The sequence below is a fragment of the Deinococcus sonorensis KR-87 genome (genome assembly GCF_040256395.1).
GTDB lineage: Bacteria > Deinococcota > Deinococci > Deinococcales > Deinococcaceae > Deinococcus > Deinococcus sonorensis.
The window spans coordinates 246,112-258,925 of the sequence record NZ_CP158296.1 but is presented as its reverse complement, the minus strand read 5'-3'; the positions used below and the strand labels follow the sequence as shown (position 1 = coordinate 258,925).

Below are 12,814 nucleotides of genomic sequence, written 5' to 3'. Positions count from 1 at the left end.
GACAGAGCAACAACCGGGTGTAACCGCTTCCTGCGGGTGTGGCTGGGTAGAGAAGTTGGGCCCTTCTCCTGCCCCCACGCGGCACGCTACCATCAGGACGTCATGATGGCAGCGCGTCCGTGGAGGCTTTCGGTGTTTGGGGAAGCGCGGCTGGTCACACCCGACGGGCGACAGGCGACCTGTGCGGGCCGGACCCTCGCGCTGATGACGTACCTGGCGGTGGAAGGCGCTGCTCCGCGCTCGCGTCTCGCCGGGGTGTTGTGGCCCGAACGGCGGGAAGCCGCCGCCCGCAACAACCTCGTGCAGTTGCTGCGGCGCATGGTGAACGCCTATGGCGAAGCCCTGGTTGAGGGGCAGGACACGCTCGCGCTGATTCCGGGCGTCCGGGCCGATGTGCAGGACCTGCTGACGCCCGAGGACACCGGCCAGGCCGTGCCGGAAGGTGAGTTCCTGGCGGGCGTGGAGTTCGCAGACACCCCGGACTTTGCCGATTGGGTGACGGTGCAGCGCGAGCGGCTGGACGCCGTTCGGGCGCGCCGGCTGGCGGCCCAGTCCGCGCGGCTGGAGCGGGAGGGTGGGTATGCGGCGGCCCTGGTGCTCGCGCGGCGCTGGCTGGACCTGCAGCCCCTGTCGGAGGAGGCCCACCGTCAGGTGATGCGCGTGCACTACCTGCTCGGCGACCGGGCGTCGGCCCTGGCCGTCTATCAGGCGTGTGTACAGATCCTGGACGAAACCCTGCACACCGGGCCGCTGGCGGAGACCCGTGAACTTGCTGAGCTGATCACCCGCGGGCCTTCAGCGCCCACTCCACCTGCCGTGGATACGCGGCCGGCGCTCGCTCCTCCGGCCGCCCTGGTGGGCCGTGGGCGCGAGTGGGCCCAGATGGAGGAGGGCTGGCAGGCCGGGAAGCTCATCGTGGTTTCGGGCGATCCGGGCACCGGAAAGTCACGTCTGGCGCACGACTTTGCGGTGACCAAAGGGGAGATGCTCGTGCTGGAGGGGCGCCCAGGGGACCGTCTCGTGCCGTTCTCGGCCACCGTCCGCAACCTCCGCCGCATCCTGGCGCGCGGCACGGTGGGGCTGCCGGAGTGGGCCCGGCATTCGCTGAGCTGGCTGCTGCCCGAGCTCGCCCCGCCAGGAGAGGCCCGGCGTGAGGCGGACGCCCGGTTGAACGAGGCCATTCAGCTGACCTGGGTCGAGGGCCTGCGGGGGGTGGACGTGTGCGTCTTCGACGATTTCCAGTACGTCGACGATGCCACCCTGGAAGCGGGGTTTGTGCTGGTGGAGTCGGTGTTTCCGCTCGGACGCGCCGGGGGCATTCCACACTGCATCGCCGTGCACCGCCGTGACCAGCTGCCGCCGGCCATGCGGGAGGTGCATGAAGGTATGGTGCGCGCCGGTCACGCCGTCTGGGTGGAAGTGGGGGCACTGAATCAGGAGGGCGTGGGCGAGCTGCTGGCCCACCTGGGCATGCTGGACGCGGGCCAGCGCGCGCCGGATCTGCTGCAGCGCACGGGCGGCAATCCGCTCCTGCTGCTGGAAACGGTGCGCGACCTGAGCCGGACCGGGCGGCTGGACGGGCCGGCGACGGCACTCACCGTGCCCGAGCGGGTGGGGCAGCTGGTGGCGCGGCGCCTGGAGCGCCTGTCCAGGACCGGCCTGCAGGTCGCGCGGGCGGCGAGTGTGCTGGAGCAGGACTTCTCGCCGGAACTCGTGGCAGACGTGCTGGGCGCGCCGCTGCTGGAGGTGCTGGCCGCCTGGGAGGAGTTGGAGGAGGCCCACCTGCTGCGCGGAGAGCGCTTCGAGCACGACCTGATTCTGGAGGCGGTGCGCTCCAGCATCTCGGCCACGGTGCGGAAGCTGCTGAACCGTGGTGCCGGGCGTGCGCTCGAACGGCAGGGCGCCTCGCCCGCGCGCCTGGCCCGGCACTGGCTGGACGGCGGGCGGCCGGAGCAGGCCGCCCCGCTGCTGGTGCAGGCCGCGCAGGAGGCCTTCGCAGCGGCGCGCCCCACCGAAGCGCTGCAGTTCAGTGACCGGGCCGCGCAGCTGTACGACGGGCTGGGCGACGCGAACGCGGCGTTTGACGCCCGGGCCGCCGCCCTGGACGGGGTGTGGCGGCATGAGCTGTCCGGGCAGCTCGGCCCGCTGGTCGAGCGCCTGCTTTCCGATGCCCGCACCCCGGACCAGCAGGTCAGGGCGCACCTGGCCCAGGCCCGCTGGCTGCTCGGCCAGAACCGGGCGCCGGAGGCGGAAGCGGCGGCGGAGCGCGGCCTGGCCCTCCTTGACCTGCACGGGCCTTCAGTGGCGCGGGCGGCCCTGCTGCGGGAGCTGCTCGTCGCCCGGGTCCGGCAGGGGCAGCGGAACGTGCAGGACCTGATGTCGGAGGTGGAGGCGGCACACGCCGCACTCGGGACCACCGGGGAAGTCGCGGCTCTGGACGCCGTGATGGGCAATGTGCTGCTGCTGCTGGGCCAGCACGAGGCGGCCAGTATGCGGCTGGAGCGGGCGGTGCAGGCCTGCGAGGCGGCTGGAGACGTGTACCAGGCAGCCCGGCTGTCGCACGTCCTCGCCGTGGCCGAGGAGACGCTCGGTCACTGGGAGCGTGCCGTCGCCCGGCGTACCGAGCTGGACGAGCGGAGCGCCGCGTCCTCGTCCACCCTGCGCCACTGGAACGCCCTGCGCCTGGGCACCCTGTACCTGCACGCCCGGCAGTACGACCGCGCCCTGCACTGGCTGCACCAGGCCGAAGCGCTGGGGGCCGCGGTGGGGGAGGAGGGGGGCCTGATGCAGCGCGCTCAGGCGGAGGTGCGCTGGGCGCTGGGGGACCTGGACGGCTGCGAGCGTGCAGCCGCCGCCGCTCTGGCGGCGCCGGACGGGCGTGACGTTGGTCAGGGGGTGCTGTGGCTGCTGCGCGGGCTGGTCTGGGCCAGACGCGGGCAACCAGCAGAGGCCAGGGCGGCCTATCTGCGGGCCGGGGAGGTGCTGGGGAGCACGGCGTTGTCGTACTCGCAGGGACGACTGCTGCTCGCGCGGGCCGAGCTGGAAGACGGGCCGGATGCCCTGCCGCTTGTGGACGCGGCGCGGGACATCGCGGTGTCCGGAGGTCACGGGGCGCTGGAGACCGCGGCCCTGTCGGCCCGGGCCGAGCGGCTGCTGGACCTGGGCCGCCTGGACGAAGCCCGGGCGGCCAGCGCACTCGCCGTGGAGCGCCTGACAACCCAGGCGCCCCGGGACGACCATGCGCGCCCCTGGCTGGTTCACCACCGGGTGCTGACGGCGCTCGGCGCCCCGGAGGCTGCCGCACCTCTGCGCGCGGCCCTGGAGTGGCTCGCGGACATGGTGCAGCACCACGTGCCGGAGGAGCTGCGGACCACGTTCCTGCACGAACACGCCACGCACCGCGCTCTGCTGGAGGCTGCAGAGCAGGCTGGCCTGCCGGTGCCCTTTCCGCCGGAGCGTAGCGTTCCGGTCCGGTCCGGGCAGCAGGCCCGGCCGATGATGTGACCGGGGCATCTCCGGGCCGATTGCTATAGTGGGGACATGCCCGAACCGCTCACCGGCTGGCAGCTGAAGCTGCTCGGTCCGCCTCAGGTCGTGACGGCGGACGGCCAGGTGATCCGGTGTGAACGCAAGGTCGCCGCGCTGCTGTCCTATCTGGCGCTGGAGGGCCCGACGCCGCGCGCCACCCTGGTGCGGTTGCTGTGGCCGGAGACGCCAGTCAGCGCCAGCCGCAACAACCTCGTGCACCACCTGCGCCGCCTGAAGAAGGCCTGTGGAGCCGACCTGGTTGTCCCAGGCGAACTGGCGGCCCTGGACCCGGCCCTGCAGGTGGATGTGCGGACGTTGCTGGAGGGCGGCGGCACCCGGCTGGACTGGACGGTGCTGCTGGACGGCGTGGAACTGGACGGCTGTCCCGACCTGATGGAGTGGCTGGAGGCGCAGCGGGAAGAGGTCGGTACGCTGCTGGTGGACGCCGGGCGGACCGAGATGGGCCGGCTGGAGGCGCGCGGCGCGTTTGCGGAGGCCGCCGCGCTGGCCCAGACCCTGCTGGACCTCGATCCGGTCGCCGAGGAGGTGTGGCGCGCCCTGATGCGCCTGCAGTACCTCAACGGGGACCGTCCGGCGGCCCTGCAGACGTACCACCGCTGCCGGAACGTGCTGGAACGCGAGCTGGGCGTGGAGCCGGAGGCGGCCACGAAGCAGCTCGCGCGCGACATTGACCAGGGCGCGCTGGGGACGCCCCTGACCACGATCCGGCCCGGGCGGATTCCGCTGGCCGCGCTGCGGCCCCCCACACTCGTGGGCCGCGACGAGGCGTGGGCCAGGATGGAGGAGGCGTGGGCTGGCGGGCAGGGCATCATGCTGATCGGTGAGGCGGGCAGCGGCAAGACGCGCCTCGCCCTGGATTTCCTGCACTCGCGCACCACGCATCAGCTGCTGTTCTTTCAGGCGCGGCACGGGGACGATCAGGTGCCGTATGCCACGCACGCCCGCAACTACCGCGGCACCCTGGCCGCCTACCCGGACCTGGAGCTGCCCGCCTGGGTGCGGTCCGAACTGGCCCGGATGCTGCCGGAACTGGGAGACGCGCCGCCCCCGATGACCGCCGAGGCCGACAAGCGCCGGTTCTACGACGCCAAAGTGGAGGTGATCCGCCTGATCGCCGAACGCGGCCCGGTGATCGTCGCGACCGATGACGTGCAGTTCATGGACGATGCGAGCGTCGAGGCCGGGGCGTATGTCGGCTCGCGCTTCTGGGGGGATGCCCGGGTCAACCTGCGGACCCTGTTCTGCCTGCGGCCCGGCGAACTGTCCGCCACCGCACAGGCCCTGCTGCAGGCCATGTACGACGCGGGTGCACTGGTGCCCATCCACCTCACGCCGCTGGACCCGCCGGCCATCGAGCGCCTGCTTGCGGACCTCGACGTGCCGCAGGCGCGCGCCTACGCCCATGACCTCGCCCGCGTGACCGGAGGGCATCCGCAGGCCCTGCTGGAGACGCTGCGGCACCTGTTTGAGACCGACGCTTTTCAGCGCCCCGGACAGCCGCTGGAGGCCGGGGGAGGCGTGACCGCCGTGATTGGGCGCCGCCTGGAACGCCTGACCCCGTTCGCCCTGCAGGCGGCTCGCGCGGCGGCCGTCCTGCACGCGGACTTCACGCCCGAAATGGTGGCGCAGATGCTTGGCGTTCCGTTGATGGAACTGGCGTTGGCCTGGGAGGAACTGGAAGACGCGCAGATCATGTCGGACGAGCGCTTTTCACACGATCTGGTGCTGGCCACGGTGTTGGCCGGCATTCCCTCGCCGGTGCTGGGGGTGCTGCACCGGGCCGCAGCACAGCTGCTGGCCTCGCAGGGCGGCCCCGCCGCGCGGGTGGCCCGGCACTGGCAGGAGGGCGGAAACCTGGGCCGGGCCGCACCGTGGTTCCTGAAGGCGGGGGAGGCGGCCGAGGCGACGCTCCACGTTGAGCAGGCCCGCGCTCACTACCGGGATGCGCGGCTGGCGTTTGAGACGAGTGGAGATGCGCGTGGCGCCCTGCAGGCCCGCCAGGCCGAGGCGGCACTCAACGTGGGCGTTTCAGAATAGATGCCGGTGCCTGAAAAACGAATGGTGTGACTCCACCGCTGTCGGGCGCTGATGCAGGAAGAGACGCGTACAGGTCCGGGTGATCCCCGTCCTCAAGCACATCGCCTGCGGGAGGCCACCACGGGCGGTCAACCGATCCGCCACGCCCTCTGCTGCACCGGGGCATGACGCGACGATGTTGTGAGCTGGAATGGCGGCCCGCGCGGTCCATGAGGGGAATGTTCCGGGCGTGCGTACCGCGTCCAGGCCGCTGCCCGGCGCCTTCCTGGCCTCCGGAGCGCCCGACTGGTCCAGCGCGCTGCCCCGGGCACCCCAAGGCACGGGAGGAAAGCGGGCGAGGCTCTGGGTCCGGCACGCCAACATCTGCGCGCCACGGCCTCCCTCCTACAGTGCGGCCAGAGATCGAACGGGGGTGAACAGAACTTCCCGCCGCCCCCGATCCTTCCGCACCCGGAGGACGACCATGAACCCACTGCCATTCCTGCCCGCCCGCGTTGCCCTGAGCCTGCTGACCGCGACTGCCCTCGCCATGGGCATCACCGCCTCCGTCCAGGCGTCGGCCCGGACCGCTTCCGCCGCGCCGCCCGTCGTGGGCACGTGGAACGCCACCTTCAACGATCACGGCCGGCTCAACCCGGTGCTGATGCTGTTCCACGCCGACGGCACGCTGCTGATGTCCGGCGTGAACGGGGACGGTACCTCCCTGACCCTGGGGCAGTGGCGCGCTGCTCAGAACGGAGCGGTCGCCTTCGAGGCCCGCATTCTCGGAGCGGAGAAGGGCCGGTATGTCGGCCAGATCCACCTGCGCGGGAGCGCCACCCCGAACGGCAACAGGCTGATCGGCACGCTGGGCGGCGAGGCCGTCGAGCCCGGCGGCAAGGTGCTGTTCGCCTGGAAGGGCGAAGCCATCAAGGCGTTCCGGGTCGCGCCCACTGCCGGCCAGTAGGCCACTCTGAGCCACGGAACCGAGCTTACCCCTCCACCCATTCACCCCAGGTGCAGTTCTGCACCGGAAGGACGGACATGACTGTCAAACACACCACCCCACTCCTCGCCGCGCTCCTGCTCAGCACCCTGGCCGCCTGTGGCCACAATGCGGTCCAGCCCAGCCACCAGCCGACGCCCACCGGGACCCCGACCGGTGAAGCGCTCCACCTGACGGTCGGGCCGGAGGGCGGCACGGCCCACTCCGCCGACGGTCGATTGACCGTGACGATCCCCGCTGGCGCACTGACTGCCCCGACGGACGTGACCGTCCAGCCGATCTCCAGCACCACACCGCACGGCAAGGGCGCCGCCTACCGCCTCGGGCCGGAGGGCACGACCTTCCGGCAGCCGGTGGCCCTGACCTTCCGGTACGACGAGGCCCAGGAAAGCGGTGCGACCGGCTTCGTGGTCGCGTCGCAGGACGGCAAGGGCGTGTGGCAGGCGCACCTCGACACGCTGCAGGACCGGGAGGCGAACACCCTGAGCGTGCAGACGAACCATTTCAGCGACTGGTCGTGGGCCGAAGCATACCGGCTCGATCCGCAGCAGGCTGCCGTGCGGGTAGGGCAGAGCGTCAACCTGACCCTGGTGAGCTGCACCGGCCCCGACATCGAGACGGGTGAGCTGGTGGCCCCGCTGGTCACGACCTGCGCCCCGTACACCCTGACGCCGTTCACCCGCAACTGGGCCGTCAACGGCACGGCGGGGGGCAGCGCGTCCTCCGGCTCTGTCCGCAAGGATGAGGGCGACGTCGCCCGCGGCACCTACACAGCCCCGGCCAGGAAACCCAGCGTAAATCCGGTCGCGGTGAGCGTGGATCTGGTACACGGGCCGACCGGGAAGAACACCCTGCGGCTGGTGGCGAACGTGAATGTGATCGGAGACAGCGGCCCCTGTACCGAGGTGCTCGAAGGACTGTACAAGTGTGTCTACCGCCTCACGAAGTGGAACGGCCATGACCTGCCGTACAACCTCCCGAACACGAGCCCCTATGGTGGCGACTCCCGCGACCGCCTCACGGGCGGCTACCTGCAACTCAACGCCTCCCAGGAGGGGCTGGTCCTGGGCACCGGCACGTACGAGGTGCGCTACGAGTTCGATCACGACGCGGGCGGCCAGGGACACCAGGAACACCATGTACTGAACGATGTGGGCAAGTACCACACGAATCTCGAAGGCACTGTGACGACCTTCGAGTCGGTCGGCAAGGTCACGTATACGGGCGACATCCGGGATGAAGCCGCGCAGGTGGAGAAGTTCCCGATGGCCACCCCCACCTTCTCCGGCGACGTGAAATTGGACTTCGTGCCCTGAGCGATGCGCGGGTGAGGCAGATGCCGAAGCGCTGCCTCACCCGCGCAGACGGTCACCAGGGGTACCTCCGTGAGATAGAGACTCGCTCAAAAGACATCCTTCACACTAAGACCAGTTAGTGTGAAGCACAATCTGAGTTTTCCTTAGTCTGTCCCATTCCATCGCTGCCAAACATCAGGTTCACAGGAAGGCCAGGAAGGCCCTTCCAGCTCACTTCAAGGGGTGGAGGAAGGGGGAACACCACAGGCCCCGATCGGCCAGATCGCCCTATAATGTGCAGACGATGCGTGTTCGCTGCCGGCCCACTGGCCCTGTCCGCCCATGACGCTGGTCCGTCGCCAGGACCCGTTGGCCCTGACTCACCTCACCGACCAGGCGCTGCGGGTGCGGGGCGTCGAAGCGGCCAGCACCTATGACACGGAGATGCTGGTGCAGCTGACACGTGCGTACATGACCAGCGCCAGCCTGAAGGGGGCGCGCACCAGCTCACGGACCCTGGACGCCTACTCGCTCGCGGTGCGCGATTTTGTGCCATGGGCGCGGGATCATGGCGTGCAACTGCTGCGCCCGGGACGCCGGGACGGCAGCCGGTATGTCGCCCAGCTGCAGACCCGCCCCAATCAGGCGAAGGGCCGACGTGGAACGCTCTCACCTGCCACCGTGGCCCAGTACATCGCGGGCGCGCGCGCGATGTACCGCGCCCTGCGCTGGGCCGGCGCCACCGAGGCGCAGCCGTTCGAGGACGCGCACGTGCCGCCGGACCCCACGCCGGGCATCGTCAGAAATCCACCCTACATGCAGGAGATTGACGCGGTGCTGCTCTGCTGCGACGATCGGCTGGCCGCGCTGCTGCTGCTGTGCGCCCATGCCGGCCTGCGGGTCAGTGAGGCGCTGGACGTGACGCTGGCCGACCTGGAGGGAGGCCGCCTGACAGTGCGTGGCAAGGGCGGCAAGGTCCGGCGGGTACCGCTGGGCCGCCGGGTCCGGGCCGCCCTGAGTGCCCTGACGCCACTGTCGCCGGACGGCGCGCTGTTCGCCTGGAAGTACCATCAGGCCACCTACCGCATGCGCAAGGCGTTCCGGCAGGCGGGCCACGGCGAGGCGTGGCGCGGCTTCCACGCGGCCCGCAAGCACTCCGGCACCCGGCTGTACCGCGCCACCCGCGACTTTACCCGGGTGGGCCTGTTTCTGGGCCACAGCAGCGTGGACACCACCCGGCGCTACGTGGCAGTGCAGGACGACGATGTGGCCGGCGAGGTCGAGGACTTCTGAGCGCCGGTGTTCAGTCGTTCCGACCAGGGTGGGTGCGCGGCAGGCTGAACGAGAAGGTGGCGCCCGCCTCCGGCCGGCCCTCAGCCCAGATCTGCCCGCCGTGCCGGGTCACGATCCGCCGGACGTTGGTCAGGCCGATGCCGGTCCCCTCGAACTGCTGCGGATGATGCAGCCGCTGGAAGGCCCCAAACAGCCGGTCAGCGTACTGCGGATCAAACCCGACCCCGTTGTCCTCGATGGACACGACAACCCGCTCGCCCTCCTCCCGCCCGGTGACGCGGATCACGGCCCGGTCGCGTGGCCGGGTGTATTTCACGGCGTTGCCAAGTAGGTTCTGCACCACCAGCCGCAGCAGCGTGGCGTCCCCGTCCACCGGAGGCAGCGGACCGAGGTCCCAGCTCACCTCACGGCCTTCCGTTTCCGGGCGCAGCGCTTCGATGGTGTCCTCCATCAGCTGGGCTAGGTCCACCGGCCGGAACTCCAGCGGCATCCGGCTGGCCCGTGACAGCGTCAGCAGGCCGTCCAGCGAGGCGTTCATGCGCCGGGCCGCCTGCTGGATCTGCCCCAGCAGCATCCGGGAGCGTTCATCCTGACTTTCCTGGCGTTGCTGGTGCCGTTCCAGCAGATCGGCGAAGCTCACGACGTGACGCAGCGGCGTCCGCAGGTCATGCGAAGCCGAGTGGGTGAAGGCCTCCAGCTCCCCGTTGACCGTCTCCAGCTCAGCGGTCCGTTCGCGGACCCGCTCCTCCAGCCGGGTGTTGGCGGCGTCCAGCTCCTGCTGGGCCCGCTGCCGTTCCTGCAGCTCCTGCTGGGCCTGGCCGTACAGCCGCGCGTTCTCCACCGCGTACCCGGCGCGGCCCGCCACCTCCAGCGCAAACGCCACGTCCTCAGGCCCGTACACCCGGTCCAGGCTGGTGCGGGCCAGACCCAGCACCCCCACCACCCGTCCGCCCGCCGTCATCGGGACCGTGATGACCGACCTCAATTGCAGGCGCCGCACGTCGTCCTTCCAATCCTCGGACTGCGGAAGGGCGTCGTACATCTCGTCGGTGATCACCGGCACCAGTTCCGGCTCCCCGGTGATAAAGACCCGGCCGGTGCCGTTGTCGGGCGAGTTATGCACCGGGTTGCGTTCGATAAACTGGCGCAGGAACTGCACCATGGAGGGGTCCTGATGCACCACCGTCACCGGATGCAGCAGGCCATCCGGCGCCGGCAGGTAGATGGCGCACCAGTCGGTCAGGCGCGGCACCATCAGCCGCGCGATCGAGTCCAGCGTCTCATCGAGGTTCAGCGAACTGCTCAGCACCTCGCTGGCCTGCGCCAGAAACGACAGCTGCTCGTTGAGCTGCCGCGCCTGTTGCAGCGCCTCGCTGCGCTCCAGCGCCTGGGCGCACTGACCAGCCAGCGCGATCAGGAACGTGCGGTCGGTGGCGTCGAAGTGCCGCTGCTGCGTGAACGTCAGCAACAGCACGCCCAGCACCCGCTGGGGCGCCAGGAGCGGCAGCGCCACCATGCTGCCGCTGAAGCGCTGGAGCATCTCCACCAGCGAGGGATACTCCCGGCCGGCCTGCTCCGGCTCCTCGATAAACAGCGGCCGCTGTTGCTGGAAGGCGGCCGTGGAGGGCGTATGCAGCGTCAGCGGCAGCGTGCGCCAGGGCGCCATCGCCCGGGCATCGTACCCGCTGTATTCGTTGATCTGGAGCGCCTGACCGTCCGGCGTGGGCAGCGCCACCGTGCCGCCGTCCGCCCCGAGCGCCTGGATCCCCTCGTGCACCACCGCGAGAATCACCTGATGCGGCGTGGCGGCCTCCCCCAGGGCCCGGGTCACCCGCGCCCAGGCCTCGACGTGGCCTGCAGTCGAGGTGGACGGTGCGGTGTCCGAGGCGGCTGGGCTCGGGACCGGCGGGCGGGGCGGGAGCTGTGACATGTGGTGCAAGTATGCCTGATTTTGGTCTTGGTACAGACACATGCTCGGGCCTGTGATCTAACTGGGAATCTACGTGACGTGGGCACCGCTGATCCACAGGACCGCTCCGCCAGAACAACAAAAAAGAAGGACCCGCGCGGGGTCCTCCTTGATGGGTGCGACTGTTACCAGCGGTCGTTGCGGCGATCGTTGCTGCTGTACTCGCCGGCCGGAGCGGCCTTCGTCACCACGATGTTCTTGGCCTGGGGGCCCTTGCCACGCTGGCCGTCCTCGATCTCGAACTCGACTTCGTCGCCCTCGTTGAGCTTCTTGAAGCCGCTGCCCTGGATCGCACTGAAGTGCGCGAAGACGTCGGGGCTGCCCTCGGTCTGAATGAAGCCAAAGCCCTTTTCCGCGTTAAACCACTTTACTTTACCAACCGTCATGTTCGACTCCTCGAATTCCAAAATACGAAAAGGCGCAGGGAAATGTTCCTATGCGCCTCTTATTCACTGCGTATTTAGGAAAACTACCCACTGACTATAGCGTGCCCAGCCGGAGGCAACCAGACCTGGCTTACAAAGTAGGGTCGGCCGGCTCGGCCAGCCAGCGATGCACCGCAGCGGTCAGAAACGCCAGTTCGTCCGGCAGACCGGCCGGGCTCCCCGCCCGGTGCCCCCACGGGCCCGGGATCAGCTGCAACTCGGCGTCCCGCAGGTAGGGCAGCTCGGCGGCGTTGTCGGCCACCCGGAAGTACAGGTCGGTTTCAGCCGGCATCAGCAGCACCCGCGCCCGGATGGCCGACAGGGCCGCCGGCAGGTCACCGGCGTAGCGCGGGTCAGCGCTGATGTCGCCGTGCATCCAGCTGAGGGCCTGGGCGTAGAGGTTGGCCGCGCGGGACGCCGCGAACCCGTCCTCCCAGTCGGTCTTCAGGAAGGTCTCCAGGTCCGGGGCGCCCAGCACCGTGCGGAACAGTTCGGCCCGGTAGAAGTCCTGACTGAGGCCCCAGCCGGCGTAGATGTGCCCGAAGGCGCGCAAGGCCGCGACCGGCTCCGCCGAGAATCGCCCGTTGCCCAGATGCTCCGGGGCCGCCTCAAGGGTCCGCAGCAGCCCCGACAGAAACACCCGGTTGTGCAGCGCGGTGCGGGCGCTGCCGCACACCACGATGGCGCGCTCCACCTGCTCCGGGTACAGCGCCGCCCAGTGGTAGGCCTGCATCGCGCCCATCGAGAAGCCGTAGACCGCCGCGAGCTGCTGCACCCCGAACACCTCGCGCAGCAGCCGCTCCTGCGCCTGCACGTTGTCGCGCAGTGTGACCAGCGCCGGATAGTCCGGCGTGTCGGCGGCGCCGGACGACAGCCCGTTGGAGAACATGTCCGGAATCACGATGAAATAGCGCTGCGGGTCCAGCACACCGTCCGGGCCGATCAACCAGCGCTGCCCCTCGTGCGTGGCGGTGTAGCTGCACGGATACACGATCACGTTGTCGCGCGCGGCATTCAGGGTGCCGTGCGTCTCCCAGGCGAGCCGGGCCTGCCGGATCACGCCGCCACGCTCGACCGGCAGGTCGCCCAGCTCGAATACGCCCGACTGCACCGGCCAGTCGCTCACGGGCGACCCCGCTGCGGCGTGATGACGGAAGACCACAGGGCCAGTCGGACACAGGGAGGCATGGCCCACCATACCCCCGCTGAACCTCCGGCGTGCTGTTCACCGGCCCGGCGATGCTTCACACTGGAGCCACCG

Annotated in this window: 8 protein-coding genes; 5 read left to right on the top strand and 3 right to left on the bottom strand. The window is 70.2% G+C overall.

Annotation, left to right across the window (positions count from 1 at the left end; all coding sequences use genetic code 11):
* The first annotated feature begins 102 nt into the window (after positions 1 to 102).
* From ABOD76_RS01095 to ABOD76_RS01075, 5 genes are all read left to right on the top strand, one after another.
* Positions 103 to 3,504 carry an ATP-binding protein gene (locus tag ABOD76_RS01095; RefSeq protein ID WP_350240777.1) on the top strand — a complete coding sequence of 1,134 codons (3,402 nt, stop codon included), beginning with the start codon at positions 103 to 105 and terminating at the stop codon, positions 3,502 to 3,504.
* A 36-nt stretch (positions 3,505 to 3,540) separates the two neighbouring features.
* On the top strand, positions 3,541 to 5,586 hold the full coding sequence (locus ABOD76_RS01090; protein WP_350240775.1) for a BTAD domain-containing putative transcriptional regulator: 2,046 nt from the start codon (positions 3,541 to 3,543) through the stop codon (positions 5,584 to 5,586).
* A gap of 463 nt (positions 5,587 to 6,049) precedes the next feature.
* Positions 6,050 to 6,532 carry a hypothetical protein gene (locus ABOD76_RS01085; RefSeq protein WP_350240774.1) on the top strand — a complete coding sequence of 161 codons (483 nt, stop codon included), beginning with the start codon at positions 6,050 to 6,052 and terminating at the stop codon, positions 6,530 to 6,532.
* A 77-nt stretch (positions 6,533 to 6,609) separates the two neighbouring features.
* A complete protein-coding gene (locus ABOD76_RS01080) occupies positions 6,610 to 7,887 on the top strand; it encodes a hypothetical protein (protein ID WP_350240772.1) in 1,278 nt (425 codons plus the stop codon).
* 321 nt (positions 7,888 to 8,208) lie between these two features.
* Positions 8,209 to 9,159, top strand: coding sequence for a tyrosine-type recombinase/integrase (locus ABOD76_RS01075; RefSeq protein ID WP_350240770.1), 951 nt, complete (start codon positions 8,209 to 8,211; stop codon positions 9,157 to 9,159).
* 10 nt (positions 9,160 to 9,169) lie between these two features.
* Here ABOD76_RS01075 and ABOD76_RS01070 read toward each other — a convergent pair whose 3' ends face one another.
* The 3 genes from ABOD76_RS01070 to ABOD76_RS01060 form a co-directional block, all read right to left on the bottom strand.
* Positions 9,170 to 11,089, bottom strand: a complete 1,920-nt coding sequence (locus tag ABOD76_RS01070) for an ATP-binding protein (RefSeq protein WP_350240768.1) — start codon at positions 11,087 to 11,089, stop codon at positions 9,170 to 9,172.
* A 164-nt stretch (positions 11,090 to 11,253) separates the two neighbouring features.
* Positions 11,254 to 11,514: a cold-shock protein gene (locus tag ABOD76_RS01065; RefSeq protein ID WP_350240766.1), complete on the bottom strand. Its 261-nt coding sequence runs from the start codon at positions 11,512 to 11,514 to the stop codon at positions 11,254 to 11,256.
* Between the two features lie 130 nt (positions 11,515 to 11,644).
* Positions 11,645 to 12,679, bottom strand: coding sequence for an alpha/beta fold hydrolase (locus ABOD76_RS01060; RefSeq protein WP_350240765.1), 1,035 nt, complete (start codon positions 12,677 to 12,679; stop codon positions 11,645 to 11,647).
* Between the last annotated feature and the right edge of the window lie 135 nt (positions 12,680 to 12,814).

Excerpts from the sequence above, each read along its gene's own strand:
- ABOD76_RS01090 (WP_350240775.1), top strand. The coding sequence starts at position 3,541 with ATGCCCGAACCGCTCACCGGCTGGCAGCTGAAGCTGCTCGGTCCGCCT.
- ABOD76_RS01085 (WP_350240774.1), top strand. The coding sequence starts at position 6,050 with ATGAACCCACTGCCATTCCTGCCCGCCCGCGTTGCCCTGAGCCTGCTG.
- ABOD76_RS01075 (WP_350240770.1), top strand. The coding sequence starts at position 8,209 with ATGACGCTGGTCCGTCGCCAGGACCCGTTGGCCCTGACTCACCTCACC.
- ABOD76_RS01080 (WP_350240772.1), top strand. The coding sequence starts at position 6,610 with ATGACTGTCAAACACACCACCCCACTCCTCGCCGCGCTCCTGCTCAGC.
- ABOD76_RS01065 (WP_350240766.1), bottom strand. The coding sequence starts at position 11,514 with ATGACGGTTGGTAAAGTAAAGTGGTTTAACGCGGAAAAGGGCTTTGGC.
- ABOD76_RS01095 (WP_350240777.1), top strand. The coding sequence starts at position 103 with ATGATGGCAGCGCGTCCGTGGAGGCTTTCGGTGTTTGGGGAAGCGCGG.
- ABOD76_RS01070 (WP_350240768.1), bottom strand. The coding sequence starts at position 11,089 with ATGTCACAGCTCCCGCCCCGCCCGCCGGTCCCGAGCCCAGCCGCCTCG.